Source organism: Microcoleus sp. Pol12B4 (assembly GCF_036701385.1).
In the GTDB taxonomy this organism is placed as follows: Bacteria; Cyanobacteriota; Cyanobacteriia; order Cyanobacteriales; family Microcoleaceae; genus Microcoleus.
This window is the reverse complement of record NZ_JAUBQR010000142.1, coordinates 1-17785: the sequence shown is the minus strand read 5'-3', so window position 1 is coordinate 17785 and position 17785 is coordinate 1. Positions and strand designations below refer to the sequence as shown.

General features: G+C 46.6%; 14 protein-coding genes and 2 pseudogenes. 3 read left to right on the top strand and 13 right to left on the bottom strand.

Features of this window, described 5'->3' with window-relative positions; genetic code table 11:
• A partial coding sequence (locus QUA38_RS19025) for a fatty acid desaturase (RefSeq protein WP_333164452.1) occupies positions 1-488 on the top strand: 488 nt, incomplete at its 5' end.
• Between the two features lie 128 nt (positions 489-616).
• On the opposite strand, the gene QUA38_RS19020 is transcribed toward QUA38_RS19025, so the two are convergent.
• From QUA38_RS19020 to QUA38_RS18965, 12 genes and pseudogenes are all read right to left on the bottom strand, one after another.
• Complete coding sequence (locus QUA38_RS19020; protein ID WP_333164450.1) at positions 617-1462, bottom strand: ABC transporter permease; 846 nt, start codon at positions 1460-1462, stop codon at positions 617-619.
• A gap of 119 nt (positions 1463-1581) precedes the next feature.
• Positions 1582-2493: an ABC transporter permease gene (locus QUA38_RS19015; RefSeq protein WP_333164447.1), complete on the bottom strand. Its 912-nt coding sequence runs from the start codon at positions 2491-2493 to the stop codon at positions 1582-1584.
• Between the two features lie 154 nt (positions 2494-2647).
• Positions 2648-3778 carry a spermidine/putrescine ABC transporter substrate-binding protein gene (locus tag QUA38_RS19010; protein WP_333164445.1) on the bottom strand — a complete coding sequence of 377 codons (1131 nt, stop codon included), beginning with the start codon at positions 3776-3778 and terminating at the stop codon, positions 2648-2650.
• Between the two features lie 221 nt (positions 3779-3999).
• Positions 4000-5130 carry an ABC transporter ATP-binding protein gene (locus tag QUA38_RS19005; RefSeq protein WP_333164442.1) on the bottom strand — a complete coding sequence of 377 codons (1131 nt, stop codon included), beginning with the start codon at positions 5128-5130 and terminating at the stop codon, positions 4000-4002.
• Positions 5131-5386: 256 nt separating this feature from the next.
• The gene (locus QUA38_RS19000) at positions 5387-6025 is read right to left on the bottom strand and encodes a DUF4340 domain-containing protein (protein WP_333164440.1); all 639 of its coding nucleotides are present in this window, start codon (positions 6023-6025) and stop codon (positions 5387-5389) included.
• Positions 6026-6278: 253 nt separating this feature from the next.
• Entirely contained in the window at positions 6279-8360 is a 2082-nt protein-coding gene (locus QUA38_RS18995; protein ID WP_333164437.1) for a Gldg family protein, read from the bottom strand.
• Between the two features lie 44 nt (positions 8361-8404).
• The gene (locus tag QUA38_RS18990) at positions 8405-9307 is read right to left on the bottom strand and encodes an Rpn family recombination-promoting nuclease/putative transposase (protein ID WP_333164435.1); all 903 of its coding nucleotides are present in this window, start codon (positions 9305-9307) and stop codon (positions 8405-8407) included.
• 149 nt (positions 9308-9456) lie between these two features.
• Entirely contained in the window at positions 9457-10257 is an 801-nt protein-coding gene (locus QUA38_RS18985) for an ABC transporter permease (protein ID WP_333164433.1), read from the bottom strand.
• A 1906-nt stretch (positions 10258-12163) separates the two neighbouring features.
• A pseudogene (locus tag QUA38_RS18980) lies at positions 12164-13114 on the bottom strand (ABC transporter ATP-binding protein); the annotation flags it as partial.
• Between the two features lie 393 nt (positions 13115-13507).
• Entirely contained in the window at positions 13508-15151 is a 1644-nt protein-coding gene (locus tag QUA38_RS18975) for a trypsin-like peptidase domain-containing protein (protein WP_333164432.1), read from the bottom strand.
• A gap of 164 nt (positions 15152-15315) precedes the next feature.
• Positions 15316-15522, bottom strand: a complete 207-nt coding sequence (locus QUA38_RS18970) for a hypothetical protein (RefSeq protein ID WP_333164430.1) — start codon at positions 15520-15522, stop codon at positions 15316-15318.
• A gap of 147 nt (positions 15523-15669) precedes the next feature.
• Complete coding sequence (locus QUA38_RS18965) at positions 15670-16368, bottom strand: pirin family protein (RefSeq protein WP_333164428.1); 699 nt, start codon at positions 16366-16368, stop codon at positions 15670-15672.
• 116 nt (positions 16369-16484) lie between these two features.
• On the opposite strand from QUA38_RS18965, the gene QUA38_RS18960 reads away from it, so the two are divergent.
• Both QUA38_RS18960 and QUA38_RS18955 read left to right on the top strand, forming a co-directional pair.
• Complete coding sequence (locus tag QUA38_RS18960; RefSeq protein ID WP_190737105.1) at positions 16485-16823, top strand: winged helix-turn-helix transcriptional regulator; 339 nt, start codon at positions 16485-16487, stop codon at positions 16821-16823.
• A gap of 71 nt (positions 16824-16894) precedes the next feature.
• Positions 16895-17293, top strand: coding sequence for a DUF4112 domain-containing protein (locus QUA38_RS18955; protein WP_333164425.1), 399 nt, complete (start codon positions 16895-16897; stop codon positions 17291-17293).
• 169 nt (positions 17294-17462) lie between these two features.
• Here QUA38_RS18955 and QUA38_RS18950 read toward each other — a convergent pair.
• A pseudogene (locus QUA38_RS18950) lies at positions 17463-17785 on the bottom strand (low specificity L-threonine aldolase); the annotation flags it as partial.

Genomic DNA, 17785 nt, shown 5'->3' with positions numbered 1-17785 from the left:
CTCACAATGCCCAAAAGGGTTTTTGGTGGAGTCACATCGGCTGGATGCTATATAAAGGTCCAGCTCACGCTGAAATTGCCCGCTGCACAAAAGATATTTCGAGCGACCCCTTTTACCATTTTTTGCAAAACTACTTTCTCCCGATGCAAATCGTCTTTGGCGTCTTGCTTTACTTAGCAGCAGGCTGGCCGTTTGTAGTGTGGGTAATTTTTGTACGCTTAGTTTTGGTGTATCACTGCACCTGGTTTGTTAACAGCGCCACTCACAAATTTGGCTACCGCACCTACGAAACAAACGATAGTTCTACTAACTGTTGGTGGGTGGCTGTCCTGACTTACGGTGAAGGCTGGCACAACAACCACCATGCTTATCAATACTCTGCGCGTCACGGGATGGAATGGTGGGAAATTGACTTCACTTGGATGACAATTCAAGTTTTGGAAGCACTAGGTTTGGCTACTAAGGTGAAATTACCAGCAGCAAAATAGCAGCAATTGGGTCCTAGACGCAGAACCTCTGTAGGGTGTGAACTGCGTACCTTACCGCTTCAGAAACCCGGTTTCTTAAAGAAACCGGGTTTTTTGGTGACTAATAACCAATGACTAATGACTAATGACTAATGATCCCGTTTTTGCTCGCCCCGGCCGCGCAAATATTCCGCTAGAAATGCCAATCCTCCCGAACCTACTATCAACAGCACGCTGAGAGCATTAATATCAGGTTTTACCCCAGTCCGAATCCGGCTAAAAATTTCCATCGGCAGAGTTGTAGTCCCGCTACCTGCGGTAAAACTCGCAATCAAAAAATCGTCCATGCTGAGGACAAAAGACAGCAGACAACCCGAAACAATTCCGGGTATTAATTGAGGGAGCAAAACCTGAATAAAAGCCTCAACAGGCGTTGCACCCAAATCCAAGGCAGCCTCTTCTAAATACGGGTTTAAATCTGCCAATCTAGTAGAAACAGCTAGGGCGATGTAAGCCAGACAAAACACAATGTGAGCTGCGACAATTGTCCACAAACTCAGAGGAATAGCCAGCGCTGCTAAAAATACCAGAGTAGCAACGGCGGTAGCAATATCTGGAATAATAATCGGCAAGTAGGAGACTCCCTGATATAAACTCTTGCCAGGAAAGCGGTAGCGGGCTAAACCAACTGCCATCAAAGTGCCGAGTACAGCCGAGATTGCAACTGCACAAACAGCCACTGTTAAACTGTTTCTCAGGGCAATTAAAATCCGCGTATCGCTAAATAATTTAACGTACCAATCTAAAGTAAATCCTTCCCAACCTGCGCTAAAACGCGATTTGTTAAAGCTGTAAAATGTGAGTACCAGGATAGGCAGGTACATATAAAAAAACATCAAAACGGCAAATATTACCTGCCAAGAAATCTTAAATTTAGGTTTTAAGTACATATCGGCTTGTATTTCCTCCTGTGGATTTTCGGGGGTATTTTCCATTTCTCGGTAATTGGTAATTGGTAATTGGTAATTGGTAATCGGTTGTTGTCAGTTGTTATTTGTGAGTAGCTACCAATAACCAGCAACCAATAACTAATGACTAATAACTACTGACTTCTTTAAATTGCATTACGATCGCCATATTTGAGCAAAAGGGCAATTCCGATACTCACTGCAAAGATTAATACCATACTCAGAGCCGAACCCAGCCCCCAATTTTGAGTAGCCCCCAAAAACTGATTGTAAATCAAACGAGCCGCCGTCATACTCGAAGCTCCACCGAGCAACTCCGGATCCACAAAATCGCCCAAACAGCTAATAAATACTAGCAAAGAACCCGCAGCAATTCCCGGCATCGTCTGAGGTACTGTCACTTTCCAGAAAGTTTCCACTGGATTCGCGCCCAAATCCTGAGATGCTTCTAACAATCTGCGGTCTAACTTTTCCAAAGAAGCGTAGAGAATTGTCACGATATAAGGCAAATAACTGTAAGCCATGCCGATTAAAACTGCGGAACTTTGATTGAGCAATTCCAGAGGAGGAATGCCTACAAGTGCCAGCAGCGAGTTGAGAACCCCTGTAGGACGCAGAATTGTAATCCAAGCATACGATCGCAAAAGCGAAGAAGTCCACAGAGGCAACACAAAGCCTAACAAAGTTAAATTCCGCCACTTTTTCGAGACATTGAGGGCGATCCAGTAAGCGACGGGAAATCCCAGCAGCAAACACAGAATAGTCGTTCCTGTTGCGAAAAAGAGCGATCGACCCATCACCTGCAAATTCAGCGGCTCAAACACTCGCAGGTAATTGCCGATTCCCGAAGGATTCACCAAATCTCCCGGTTTAATATTCGGCACCAAACTAAGCTGAAAAATTACCAGGGTTGGTATGACTAATAATAAAAGCAGCAACAAGCCAGAAGGGCCCAGCAATGCCAGTGGCCCAGCCCAAGCAGACCACGGGGAAACAGTTTCAGGCTTCAAGGAAGAATTGGGAGGAATAGGAGGGGGAGTTCTAGTTGAAACAGCCATAGATCAATTTTTTTGAGTTTTTAACCGCTGATGAACGCGGATTAACGCCAATATAATACGGATAGAGTGGGCGATCTGCTGTGCGGGGGCGAGTTTGTTTAAATATTGGGTTATAATTAGAGATTGCCTGTAAAACCCGCCCTCGGTTTGATGATTAGCCGCTGGTTAATTGAGTCCAATAGCGATCGTAAACTTCCATAAATTTCCCTACAGGAGCCACACCTTCGCACTTTTTCAAAATATCCTCCGAAGGGAAAAGAATCTCGTTTTCGCGGACTTCCGGCGTCAACAAACTAAAAGCATCTTCCGAAGGAGTTGAAAAACTGAGTCGCTCTACTAAAGAAGCAGCGACATCGGCTTGCAGGAGAAAGTTAATCCATTTATAAGCTGCTTCGGGATTGGGAGCACCTTGAGGAATTACTAAAGTGTCAGTCCACAGAGAAGAACCGCTTTTGGGGACGATATACTTCAATTTATCGTTATCTGAAATTACTTCATTAGCATCAGAAGAATAACACATAGCTACCTTCAAATCCCCCGTCAGCATTTGAGGCCGCCAAGCATCAGTAGTAAAAGATGCGATCGCCGGTTTGAGTTCCACCAACTTTTCGTAAGCTTGTTTCACTTGATCTTGGTTCGTAGAATTCAGAGAATAGCCCAGCATCCGCAACGCTGCGCCCATGACTTCTCGAACATCACTCGCCAGCGTCATTCGCTTTGCTAACTCCTGTTTATGCTGCCACAAATAGTCCCAATCTTCAGGAGCTTCTTTGAGTTGTTCGGTGTTGTAAATCAAGCCTGTGGTTCCCCAACTCAAAGGCACGCTGTAGCGGTTTCCTGGGTCATAGACAGGGTTTTGGAACTGTTTTTTTAGCCGATCGAGCCCGCCCAAAACCGAATGGTCTAATGGGCTCAACAGCCCGAGTTCCGTCATTTGAACCACCATGTAATCAGATGGGTAAATGATGCTGTAGGCGCGGGCGCCACCGGCTTGAACTCTCGCCAGCATCTCTTCGTTGGAACTAAACACGTCGGCCACTACGCGAATGCCGGTTTTTTCGGCAAAGCGATCGAGCAAAGCTTCATCGGTATAGCCTGCCCAAGTATAGATGAAAAGTTTGTCTGCCGCACCTTTGACGGGAGGAGCAGATTGTACGTCTGCAAGTCGCCAGCCACAACTCGAAAGAGCTAAACCGGAAATTGTCGCCGCCGAATTTTTTAGGAACTGACGGCGTGTAGAATTAGCCGGGAAAATCCTGGAAATTGGTAAGTTAGTCGGAGGCACAGTTAGATTTTAGATTTTAGATTTTAGATTTTAGATTGGGGAATTGGGGATTGGGAAATTCGATTTTAGATTTGAGAATTTGTAATAAGGAATAATTGGTAATGGGGAAATTCTCCCATTCTCCCCCTCTTCCTTCTTCCTTTTTCTTGACATCCGTTACATCCGTTACATCCTCAGAAAGCGAATCCGTTGCCGAACTTCCTTCTTCCTTCGTTTCCCAATTAGGCTCGCTCGGTCAAAGCGAGACAATCAGTAGTTCCCCAATAAGCGTAAATCGGCGTGTGCGGGTCTGGGAAAGAGCCACCGGTATTTGGCTGGCGTACAGTAATTTTATCGCCCGACGCCAACTCAACCACGTAATGAACGTGCGTGCCCATGTACATAGTATTTTTGAGCCGCCCTTCAAAACAGTTGACCGACACTTCCGGCTGGTAGAGATTCAAATATACTTTTTCGGGCCGGACGCTGACCACCACAGAGTCGCCTGTGACGCCACTCCACATATCCGACTGCTGAACGACTATTTTCAGATTGGCTGATGTGCGAACTGTGATAGTCGATCGGTCGATCGATTCTACCGTACCCCCAAACAAATTCGTATCGCCAATAAAATCGGCCACAAAAGCCGTCTGCGGGCACTCATAAATTTCTTCAGGAGAGCCAATTTGCTCAATCCTCCCCTCGTGCATCACCGCAATCCGGTCAGACAGACTCATCGCCTCTTCTTGGTCGTGAGTCACCATCACAAAAGTCAAACCCAATTCTTGATGCAAATTCGACAGTTCCAACTGCATCTGCTTCCGCAACTTCAAATCCAGAGCACCCAAGGGCTCGTCCAGCAGTAAAACCGCCGGTCGATTTACCAGAGCTCTCGCCAAAGCCACCCGCTGCTGCTGGCCGCCCGACATTTGACCGGGAAACCTGTTGGCGAAAGATTCCATTTTCACCAATTGCAAAACTTCCCTTACCCGTTCTTCAATTTCTGCTTTCCCCAGCTTTTTGATCCGCAATCCAAAAGCGATATTGTCCCAGACATTCATGTGTCCGAACAAAGCGTAGCTTTGAAAAACAGTATTTACCGGACGGCGGTAAGCTGGAGTGTTGGTCATCGACTGGCCCCGAATCATCAATTCGCCCGCTGAGGGAGTCTCGAACCCAGCGATTAAGCGCAGCGTCGTAGTCTTACCGCAGCCACTGGGACCGAGGATGCTAAAAAATTCTCCTCGGCGGATGTTGAGGTCAACTCCGCGGACTGCGGTTTCGCCGTTAAATACCTTAAAGACCTTGCGGAGTTCAACGTCAAGCGCTGTATCCGTTGCTGTCGTACCTTGGTTGAGTGCTGTCTGAAACATATTCGCCCTTTCCTGGGGGTAATGCACGCCACTTAAATACAGTTTAAGTTTAGACTTTTCTGTATTTTAGGTGAGGAATGTTGGATGTAACAGGTTTTGGGATTTGTTCTTTAAATTCTATCCCAGAGCGCACCATTGTCAGCAACAGGCTTTCGGGCCTGTTCCACAAGAAAATGAACTCTTTGTGGAACAGGCATCTTGCCTCTTCATAAAAGGCTTATTGAGAATGGTGCAACATCTGAGATCGATCTGCCATCTATTGATTCTCAGGACTTGGCGTGGGAGAGGGTTTTTGCGGTTTCTCTGTTTTGGGTGCTTCTGCTTTTTTCCACTCTGACAAAGGTCGCTGAGTGGCATTTTTAAAGTCAAAAGGTACTAGCAGCACGGGCAAATTTTCGGCTGAATTTTGAGGGGGCGCTTCCGGCGGATTTGCTTGAGCGTACAAGAAGCGGCCGCTAAAGTCTGTTTTGCCTAAAACTAGGCGGTGAGTTTCCTGGTTGTCCAGTTTTACTGTGACTGTAGCTTGGGGTTGGTCGAGACCGAATTCGGGCAGTTGAGCAGCAGTAATATTAATCGTGCGATCGCTCTTTCCTGTTGCCAGCCTGTCGAGCAAAAAATCCACCGATGCCTGACTCGCGTGTGCTTGCACTGGCAATTTCATTTCCCAGCTCGATTTGCCTCCTTTTGTAGCATAAACTCGTTCAAAAGTCAATATTTTTTCGGGAGTTTTGACTGTAAAGAATTGTACGCGATCGGAGTTAAAAGCAAAAATTTTCTGTTTTTCTTCCTTTGCGGCTTCCTGTTTCGGAGATACTTGCATCTCGAACAAAGCAACCAACCCCGTCATGCTCAGCGCGACGGCTATCAATACTAATGTATTTTTCTGCAATTTCATAGTAACAGCGAATTCGGCATGGTAATGGGGAATGGGGAATGGGCAATTGGTAAGAGACGCACCCTAGGGAAATTAGGAATTAGGAACTTGTACGCTCGCGTAGCCGAAGTATTAGGAATTGACAATGGGTAAGGTGCGCTACCGGGCGCACCTTACGGAATTAGGAATTAGGAATTGGTAATGGGTAAGAGGTACAAAAACCAGAAAGAGGCAAATAAATTCGTTAAATTCCTTAGAGAATTTGTTGGCGAACTTATCTTCTCTTCCACCAGATAGCGCCGCCAATTCCCAGTCCGAGTAAAGGCCAAATTAGCCAAGCTAACACCAGCAATCCTACTTGGATGGTCGTCATGTTAATACGGCGGTTGGTAGCTTTTTTCGGACTGATAGAAAAGCTTTGCTGGTCTGGTTTACTCAACCAACTGACTGAATTGAGAAACACGTCGCTATTGAGTTGTTGGTCAAACCAACCGTTAGTCACAAATTGAGATGTGCCAATTATTACCATTCGCGATGTTTTTCTAGGAGTTGAAGGCGCGGAAGGAGTTGGAGTTGGACTGGGAGATGCTGTGGGAGATGCTGCGGGTGTTGGTGTTGGCGAACTTTCTGCCGATGCTGTGGGAGATGCTATGGGAGATGCTGCCGGTGTTGGCGAAGTCGTCGGTAATGCAGGAGGCGTTGCTTCTTGCGAGACAATCACTGAATAGCTGATTGGGGAAGCTGTTGGCGAAGTTGTCGGCGATGGCGAAGGTGTCGGTGATGGCGAAGTTGTCGGCGATGGTAAATCTATGGGTGATGGTGATGTTGTCGGCGATGGTGAATCTATGGGTGATGGTGATGTTGTCGGCGATGGGGAAGAAGTTGTCGGTGATGGGGAAGTGGTCGGCGATGGCGAACCTGTCGGCGATGGTGAATCTGTCGGCGATGGTGAATCTATGGGTGATGGTGATGTTGTCGGTGATGGTGAATTTATCGGCGACGGTGAAGTTGTGGGCGATGTTTGGGGTGAAGGGGTGACGGGTGTTGGTGTTGGTGAAGGTGAGGGTTTTAAGGGAGTGCTGTCAGTGGACGATCGAACTAAAGCTACACCTAATAATAGCGGGCCTTGTTTATCGGTCTTTTGATCAAACTCCAATTTCTTAGTCGTCAAATCGCTTTCGGCCCAACTTTCCTGACTCGTCCAAATCAGCGGTTTTTCCTCTATCCCTTCGACTGGCGAGGTTTCCAAAGCACGCGCAAATGGATAAAATGAAATGCCGGTACCAAAACTTTGAGTAATCGGATGTTCGCCGTAGCGCCTGACTGTGGGAACCGTAGGGCCCAGGCCAAATCTTTGACCAGTTCCCGAAGCATCGATGGCCAAACGGGTGTCTAGTTTGACGCCCCATTCTTGCAGCATTTTGTCCAATCCGGTATCAATTGCCGGGTCTACCATTAACAATAAACTGCCGCCGCGATCGAGATAAGCTTTTAGTGCTTTAATTTCTGTATCGGAAAACGGTTTGTCCTGCCCCGGAACGATTAAAGCATCTGCATCTTCTGGCACTTCTTTTCGTTCGGTCAAATTCAGCGTTTGGGCGTTGTAGTATTTATCTTTCAGAGCTTTTTCAGCTTGCTGAATACCGCCTTGACCTTCCTTTATCGGGCGGGCTCCTTTGCCTTGCAAAAAGTAAACTGTAGCAACGCGAGTGCTCAGGATTTCTTCTAAGCCATTGGTCAGTTTTATCTCTGAAAGACCTTGATTTGGGTCGCTACCAAAAGCAGTGCCACCTTTTTGCAGTACCTGTTTTTTGTCGCCGGATTGCAGGTAAACTTCTCCGATGCTGGTAATACTAAATTCCCGCGCTTTTCCAGGTTGGGCTTGCGGGTCAACAAACTCGAATTGGAATTTTTCGCCTCCCTCGCGTTTGTAGCTTTGCAGCAATTCTTTAATTTGGGGGTTTTGGATGGGGTCAAATACCCAAACTTTGACTGTTTGTTGCAGATTTCGCAGTATTTGTTGAGTCTGCGGGGCAAGGGTAAATTGTTGGCTTTCGGTTAAGTCAATACGGACGGGATAGCGAACGGCTATGAAGTTAATTACTCCGAGTATCACAAAGACGGCGAGGGTAGCAATCAGGGCGTTGGTGCTGGCTTGAGTGGAACGCTGCCCCCAAAAGCTTTGTTCGTAACTCAAATATAGCAGCCAAAGTGCGATCGTCACTGCTCCGGCAATAACTAAACCGACTGTCAGGGGGTCCCATACTCCAGATACAAGTGCTGCTGTTACCCCCGCTGCGATGAGGAGGGGACCCAGCAAAAAAACGTATTTCCAATTTGTTTTGCTAATTTTCATAAGGTAAATATTGAGGGAAAAATTTCCGGATCGAGGATGTTATTCTATATCGCATTAGCCTGCAACCATGCTGTTAAATCTGACGGCTTGTTGAAATCCAGCACGGCATCTCCTAGTTCTTCTAATTGCTCTACGCCTAATTGACGGATGCTGTTTTCGGTTTCCGGTTGTATTGTGCCTAAACGCCGCACTAGCTGACGCAATATTAACGATAGTTGAGCGCTTTTTGTCACCTGTTCTCTTGCTATCTCTATGGCAATCTGCTGGTCTTCTATCCACAGTTCTTGCTTGTGCAATTCATTTAATTCTTCCTGAGTGAAGTTTTCCTCGCTGGCAATTCTAAAAGCTTTCTGAATTTCGGGAACTGCACTGAGTGTTTCTGGTACTGTCTCCAAAGTGCTGGTATTTTCGAGAAAGTAAATCCATTGCTCTGCGGTTGTTTCTAATTCTGCTAATCCCTTGCTAAATTTTGGCAGTTCGATAAATACTAATTCTATTTCAGTATCTGGACACTCAAACTGTTGTTCTTTTTCTTGGAAAACAAACCGTGACATAAATTCCGGCTGATTCTCAAACATTTCAAAGTCGGCAATTTTCAATGAAATTACTGTTTTTAGTCTTTCGTAGCGTTCTTTTCCTGTTAATTGCTGGCTGTAGCTTTTGGCAGCGTTGTACAAAACTCTGTTCCCAAAAGAAGGCACGTTGATCAGTTGAAGTTCAACTAGGGCGATTCTGCCGCCGTTAATTGTGGCTTTTACATCTAGGTGTGTGTCTTGGGTTGCGAGAGTTTGAGGTTCTGGTTGGGAGTCAATTATTTCTAAGTCTTCGATGACAGGCTGTGCTTCATAAAGGATAGCGTTTAAAAAATTAATCAGGATATCTTTGCTGTCGCTGGAACCGAATATTTTTTTGAACGCAAAGTCGATTTTGGGATTGATAAATCTCATTTTTCAAGTAATTAGTGGAATAACTAACATTAATTGGATATGGGAATGGGGCATTGCGAATTGGTGGTGTCTCCTTTAATGTGCAACTCTCCAAATCTTTTACTTTCCCACTCTTTCCTCTTTATTTTTCGACGCCTTTCCCAATGCTTTTAAGAACGCTGATATCGCAAGGCATCGATGGATTGCGCGGTCAGAAATACTCCTAAAATGATGTAACTGGCAAACATAATTAAACTGCTAGTATCGAAAACTCCCTTGACAAGATTGGTGTAATTTGTTAGCAGCGACAAATGTCCTAATGCCGTTCCGAATGGGCCACCGATAGCTACGGCGACTGCATCGATCACCCACAGAAATAATACTAGAGTGAAGGTGAGGATGGCGGATAAAATTGTGCTGTCGGTGAGGGAGGAAATAAACATTCCGAGGGACAATACTCCTGCTGCTAGTAAGATTAAGCCGCCGTGTCCTAGTAGAAGAACTCCGGGGGGTACGGGTGGGGTTGAGGAACTGAGGGCGATCGCCTCGCAGAACAGCAGGGGCACCAACATGGTGGTATAAAATGTTAAAACACCGAGGAGTTTGCCGGTAGCAACTGCCCAGTTTGTTAAGGGCGATGTGGCTAATAGTTCTAAGGTTCCACGTTTGCGTTCTTCTGCGTAAAGTCCCATTGAGAGTGCAGGTAGTACGAACAAGGAAAGGGAACCCATGATTCGCAGGAAGAGTTGCAGGAATTCGTAAGCAACGTCGATGGGAGGTTCGGTAATTCCCATTTGGTCTCGCTGGCCGATTTGGGGAATTAACCCGTCGGGAGCGAGGAGGATGGCTATTAAAAAGTAGCCGGTGATTAGCCAAAAGACTGCTGCGATGGCATAGGCTAATGGCGATGCAAAATAGCTTTGTAGTTCTTTCCGGTAAATTGCGACAATATTACTAATCATTACTAACATTTAGGAATTGGGAATGGGTAATTGGCCATTGGTAGTTGGTTCATTCTGAGTCGCCTGCAGGTGGTGTTTCGCTGCCGTCGCTATCCTGTTTTTTTCTTTCTATTTGTCGCTTTTTGCTAACTGGTGGCTGTTGTGGTCGAGAATCGCTACTCGGTTGTGGCTTTTTTTTGAGTGGTCGATTTTTTACAACAGGTTCGGATTCTGGTTGAGAATGTTCTAGCGACTTAGGCGCATCTAAAATCGGTTCGGATTCTGGTTGAGAAGGCTCTAACGAATTTGGTGTATCTAAAATCAGTTGGGGTTCTGGTTGAGAAGGCTTAATCGGCTCTACCATTTGAACAAGGAGCTGATTTTCGACAACAGGTTCTGGTTGAGAAGGCTCTAGCGAATTTGGTGTATCTAAAATCAGTTGGGGTTCTGGTTGAGAAGGCTCGATCGGCTCTACCATTTGAACAATGAGCTGATTTTCGACAACAGGTTCTGGTTGAGAAGGCTCTAGCGACTCTACTGTTTCGACAATGAGCAGATTTTCGACAATCGGTTCTGGTTGAGGATGCTCGATCGACTCTACTGTTTCGACAATCGGTTCTGGTGGAGAAGGCTCTAGCGACTCTACTGTTTCGACAATGAGCAGATTTTCGACAATCGGTTCTGGTTGAGGATGTTCGATCAACTCTTGTCTTTCTACAGTTTCCAGAAACTCTGCGACTGGTTGCATTTCAGGTTCTAAATCGCTTATTTCCTCTGGTGTTTCTGTAATTTGTTCGGATTCTGGTTGAGAATAGTCGAGCGACTCTTGCCTTTCGACAACAGGTTCGGATTCTGGTTGAGAATAGTCCAGCGACTCTTGCGTTTCGACAACCAGCAGATTTTCGATAATCGTTTCTGGTTGAGGATGCTCGATCAGCTCTAGGCTTTCTGAAACAACGGGCAGATTTTCGACAATTGGTTCTGGTTGATGATGCTCGATCGACTCTTGCCTTTCGACAACAGGTTCGGATTCTGGTTGAGAATAGTCGATCGACTCTACGGTTTCTGAACCTTCTACATTTTGGACAATTGGTTCTGGTTCACGAGCCTCGCTCGACTTTTGCCTTTCGACAACTGGTTCGGATTCTGGTTGAGAATAGTTGATCGACTCTATGGTTTCTGAAACTTCTAGATTTTCGACAATCGGTTCTGGTTCATGATACTCGCTCGACTCTTGTCTTTCGACAACTGGTTCGGATTCTGGTTGAGAATAGTCGATCAACTCTATGGTTTCTGAAACTTCTAGATTTTCGACAACTGGTGCTGATGGAGAAGGTTCTATCGGGAGTCTCTCACTTTTATAAAAAACATTTTTTACAAAAGTGAGCATCCTGCTTGCTTGTTTAGATATCTGTAGCGAGTAAGATCCTCGGGTTCCTGTGACACCCAAACTGAGATGCTTCGCTTCACTCAAATCTACGTTTTCTGCAACTGGTTCTGATTCTGATTGAGGATGTTCTATCGGCTCTACGGTTTCTGCAACTGGTTCTAATTCTGGTTGAGGATGTTCTATCAACTCTACGGTTTCTGCAACTGGTTCTAATTCTGGTTGAGGATGTTCTATCAACTCTGCGGTTTCTGCAACTGATTCTAATTCTGGTCGAGAAAGTTCTATCGGCTGTACGGTTTCTGCAACCGGTTCCGATGCGGAATGAGAATCATAAAGCAACTCTTCAGTTTCTGCAACTGGTTCCGATGCTGAATGAGAATCATAGAAAGACTCTGGTTTATTTGAAACGGGCAGATTGTCCGGGATGCTCGTAAGTTGTGATTCCGATTGATGAGAATCCGCGAGCGAATCTTGAATTTCTGTGGCTTCTTGGAGATTTCGATCGACCTCCGGTTCGCTGTGAACCAGATTTTCTTCCGGTTTCTTTTCAGCCGCTGTCAGCCTTAAAAACACATCTTCCAAAGTAGCGCGAGAGCGGCGCATTTCGCAGAGTCCGAATCCAGAGGCGAGGATAGCTGTAGCAATTTCTCGTCCTGGTTCTCTTTCCGGTTCGCACAAAGCCCGCAGGCGGTAGCGATTCACTAAAAATTGCTGGCTGGGAATTAATTCGACCGATCGAACTCCTGGCAAATTTTCCAAAGAAGGCAAAAGCAGACTGTTTACCAAATCTGCCTCGCCTTCGACTTCGAGTTCGTAGCCCTCTCCCACCGCCAACTCTCCCATCAAATTTTCGGGACTACCCGCAGCGACGATTTTACCGCGATTGATGATGGTAACGCGGTTACAAGTCATGCTGACTTCCGGCAGAATGTGCGTGGAAAGGATGATTGTGTGCTGGCCGCCAAGACTTTTGATTAAATTGCGGACTTCGATGATTTGTCGGGGGTCGAGGCCGACGGTTGGTTCGTCTAAGATAATCACTGGCGGGTCGTGGACGATCGCCTGAGCGATACCGACGCGCTGACGAAATCCTTTAGAAAGCTTGCGGATTAAAACTTTGCGTTTATCAACCAGGCCGCAGCGTTCGATCGCGGACGTAACTCGTCGCGCGCGATCGCCCGCAGGTACTTGCTTAATCCTGGCCACAAAAAAGAGAAACCCTTCCACACTCATTTCTGGATACAGTGGCGGGTTTTCCGGCAGATAGCCGATGCGCTGTCTGACGGCCATCGAGTTTTCGTGAACATCGAGGCCGGCGATGCGGGCCGTACCACTGGATGCCGGCAAATATCCCGACAAAATCCGCATGGTTGTGGTTTTGCCAGCGCCGTTTGGCCCCAAAAACCCGAGAATTTCTCCTGATTCGACCGAGAAGGACACGTCCGCGATCGCTGCGGTCGAACCGTAAGTTTTGCTTAAGTGTTCTACTTCAATCATTTGTCAGAAGTCACGCAATTTTAGATTTTAGATTTTAGATTTTAGATTGACTCCGCGAAGTGCAGAGTCCCCCCAGCACAGCGGGTCGATCGAATTTATGGCGCAAATCTTAATTTGATTTATGTCTTTTAGTGTAGTCCTGCAAGAACCAAATCTATCATAAGTGTCGATCGTACTTTGAAGCAAAATGCTAGGTAGTAGGGTGCGGAGCCCGGAAATGATTAGCCCATGTGCATCGAATCGCTACGAACTGACGCACCCTACCAGTAGAGTCCGTGCCTACCCCAACCCTCAAGTAGCTGGCTTCGCTACAGAGGCGGGGCTGTTTCTAGGTTGAGTAGCGCTTACGCGCCCCTCCGCGTAACGCGCCTTCGCGGTTCGTTCAAAAAAATCTCAACTCCTTTTCCAAATCTTGATTTCCCCCAACCAACCCGCACTAACAATAGTCTTGCCATCTGCGCTAATCGCCACAGCGCTAACGTAGCCAGCATGACCGCTCAAATTACCTCTCAATTCGCCCGATCGCACATCCCAAAGTCTCACACTCTTATCCCAACTCCCAGTAACCAGCGTAGTGCCATCCCGACTGAATGCCACCGACCAAACCCCGTCAGTATGCCCGCTTAAACGCCGAATTAACTGCCCGTTTCCGGCATTCCACAACCCAACAGTGCCGTTGCTGTTGCCCGCCGCTAAACTTTTGCCGTCGGGAGTAAAATCTAGCGACAAAACAGCCAAGTTTTTGCCGCCAATCGTACGAATTGCTTGACCGCTAGCTAAATTCCACAACCTAATTGAACCATCTTTGCTGCCGCTAGCTAAAGTTTTGTTGTCGGGACTAATTGCCACAGCATTCACCAACCCAGAATGCCCGGTCAAAGTCCGCAGCAACTCTCCTGTTTTCGGGTTCCAAATCTTAATCGTTTTGTCCCAACTGCCGCTCGCTACAAATTGACCATCAGGACTAACGGCAACGCTCGAAACTGCATTGGAATGCCCGCTCAAAGTGCGTACAACCGCGCCAGTTTCTAAATTCCAAATTTTCACAGTTTTGTCGTCGCTGCCGCTAGCTAACACCTTGGAGTCCGCACTCGCGCCCAGTGCGTTTACGGCTTCCGTGTGACCTTGCAGGGTAGTTTTTAATTGCCCGCTGGGAAAATTCCAAACTGAGATAGTGCCGTTGCTATTTCCTGTAGTAAAATAAGCTGAAGCTAGGGCAAGGGAACTGACAACTTCGGAAGGCCCTTTGAGAGTATTGGTAGCAGCAAAGGCGATCGCACTTGCGGGCGTGCGGGGCGCATTATTCGCCGGAGTTTTCGGGTTTCCGGCAGTAGGAGATTGGGGAACTACTGGCAGCGAAATAGTCGATCGCCATTTCATGAAAGTATTAATTTCTATTCCCGCAGCCACGATTTTATCGGAATTGTCCTCTAACCTGACAATGCCGTTAATTGCGACAACTCGCCCCGCATCGTCGAGCACCGGTCCGCCACTCATGCCCGCTCTCACTAAGTTGTTGTATACCAAAGTATAGCCGTTCCAGGGAGTTTGGCGGCCGGTAAGCTGACCTTCCGTCGCGAGGAAAATCGGCTGTCTCAGAGAACCGCCGGATATCGGCCAGCCAGCCACATAAGCCTTGTTTCCCTTAGTTGCTGCGGAATTTGCTAATTGAGCTAGGGGGTAGCTTTGAGCGCTGCTGAAAGGTACGATCGCCAAATCCGCACCGGGCATTCGCCGCACGAGGCTGTATGATACAGAGTGAGCTTTGCCGTCAGGAGTTACAACCTCGTAATCGCCGGCTTTATCGATAACGTGCCAGTTTGTGAGAATATAGTATGTGCTGCCCTGCTTCTCTAAAATTACTCCCGAACCGCCTTTTGGCCCCTGGATGCGAACAGTAATTTGTTGGGCAACGGTTTTAACTTTGTCGGCGGTTAATGCGAGGGCAATTTGAGGTGATGTCAGTGGGATGAGCGCGATCGAACTCAGGGCGATCGTAGCACTCAAAATAGCCGGAATTGTTCTGCTGTAATTCATTATTGTGTCAATTTAACATACCCACATATCAACTGACGGATAACTTTTCCGGTTTGTGGCATATTGACGGTTGACAACGGCAAAACGCCTGCGCGACGATCAAACTTTCGACATTCGCACAAGCCTCACAATATTTGACACAGCCCTCTGGCTAGCAGAAAAATTTAGAATCTGGAACCGCACCTAGCCTCAACAATAGCAACTGGCTGATCTCTATTCTTTTCTCGGCAAATCAGAATTTGAGCCAAACGCTGCTCGGAATAATACCCATTAGCCATCCAGCCGATAGGTGCGCCCGCGATCGCGCCAACTGCTAAACCAGTGATGAGGCTCCAAATAAGATGCTTTCTGGCGATCGGGTTTTCTTGCATAAAAATTTATCCTAAACACTTAACCTTAGTAAAAATACCACAAATAAAATTTACTGTCTTCCTCCTATTTACTTATTTCCTAAGTAGTAACCCACCCTAAGTAAGGTGCGCATTGCGCACCTTACTTAGTATGTAGGATGCCCAATTTTATGCCAAATCAAACAGCAAAAATTCAGCATCTGCCGTAGCTTCAATCGCCAATTCAGTTTCGCCGCTAACCGCCGCAGCGTCGCCATTTTCCAAAGGCAAACCGTTCAGCAAAACCGAGCCGCGAGCAACTTGCACCCAAGCGTGGCGATTCGGCTGCAAAGCATGAGAAACCCGCGAGTCTTTATCCAAAACAGCCGCATACAAATCAACATCTTGATGCACTTTCACAGCACCATCTCTCGCATCTCGCGCCGCCACTAAGCGCAGTTTTCCGTGCCTTTCTGCTAGGGGAAATTCGCGCTGCTCGTAACTCGGCTGCAAGCCTTTTGTATCGGGTAACAGCCAGATTTGCAGCAAATGAACTGGGTCTGTTTGCGAGTTATTGAACTCGCTGTGCTGGATACCCGTACCTGCACTCATCCGCTGCACTTCACCGGGTTTAATCACTGCACCAGTACCCAAACTATCCTTGTGTTCTAATGCTCCTTCTAATACATAAGTAATGATTTCCATGTCGCTGTGTCCGTGAGTGCCGAAACCTCTGCCGGGGCTAACAAAATCCTCATTAATTACCCGCAAAGAGCGAAAATTCATATAATTTGGATCGTAATAGCCCGCAAAAGAAAATGTGTGGTAACTGTCCAGCCAACCGTGATTTGCGTGTCCTCTTGCTTCACTTTTTCTGACGGTAATCATTTTCTCAATCCTCAGTGAAATTTATCGGGTATTTCTTTGATGTTTTTATTTTAAACCTAGTCAAGCTATTATGGATAGTACGCACTTAAAAGTGCGGTACTTACCAAAAAGATACTATGCAAGTCCAAGAAGTAAAGGTCGATCGAGCAAATTGCCCTGTAGAACGAACTCTAGAGGTGATTGGCGGGCGCTGGAAAGTCTTGATTCTGCGGGAGTTGTTTCAAGGAGTGAAGCGTTTTAACGAGCTGCAACGAGCTGTCAACGGCATTACTCAGAAGATGCTGACGCAGCAACTGCGCGAAATGGAATCAGACGCGATCGTGCACCGGGAAATTTACCTGCAAGTGCCGCCAAAAGTTGAATATTCGCTAACGCCTTTGGGCGAAAGTCTCAAACCGATTATTAATGCCATGCACGAATGGGGAATTCAGCATATTAGCGAAGATCGAGAATGAGCGGTTTCTAGATGTTTTTTTTCCCTCTTCCGACAGATTTCAAATTTTCAACCTAGTTCAACAATAATAATATGAACAACATAGAGCGTCTCGCCACCCTCAACCGCATCCGCAAACTCAGCCGCCTGATGGATACCGCCATTGGCATCCCCGGCACTAAATTTCGCATTGGTTTAGACCCCATTATCGGTTTAGTTCCGGGTGCTGGGGATATCGTAGATACCGCGTTTTCCGCCTACCTAATTTATTTAGCAACTCGATTCAACATTCCCCAAAAAACTCTAGGGAAAATGGTTTACAACATCGGTCTAGAAGCCGTGGTGGGTTCAGTACCGTTAGTCGGAGATATCTTCGATGCTTTTTATAAATCAAACATGAGAAATCTGGCGCTTTTAGAAGCACATCTCGCAGAAGTTGAACCCGAACTAGCCGCAGTTGCCGAACCTGTTCCTCAATCTATTAAATTGTAGGTACGGGTTTCACAAACAATAATTGTAAATAACCAGCAATCTCTCAAGCCCGCCCCCATCAAACGAAAAATCAGAATGTAGATTTTCCGCATTCGAGCCAAATTTAATGTTGATGTGGGTTATCTGTTGTGGTGGCGGGTTTATCTAGATTGTTGGTACTCGTCCGATATTATTCGTCCAACTCGCCCTTACGAAATAATCGGTGATGTCGTTTAACCGCTTCCACCAAAGCAACAACATCTGCTTCCAAAGTATTAAAAGCCGTTACCAGTCTAAGAGTACATTCATCCCACCTATAAAACAGAAAGCCCTCAGCTAAAACCCCTGTAATTACAGATTCGGGAAGTTGAATAAAAATCTCGTTGGCTTCAACTTGATGGCAAAACTTCGCTCCCTCAACTCCCGCCAAACCTGCGGCTAATTTGGCTGCCATATTATTTGCATGAGCCGCATTCTTCAGCCACAAATCATCCGTTATATACGCTTCCAACT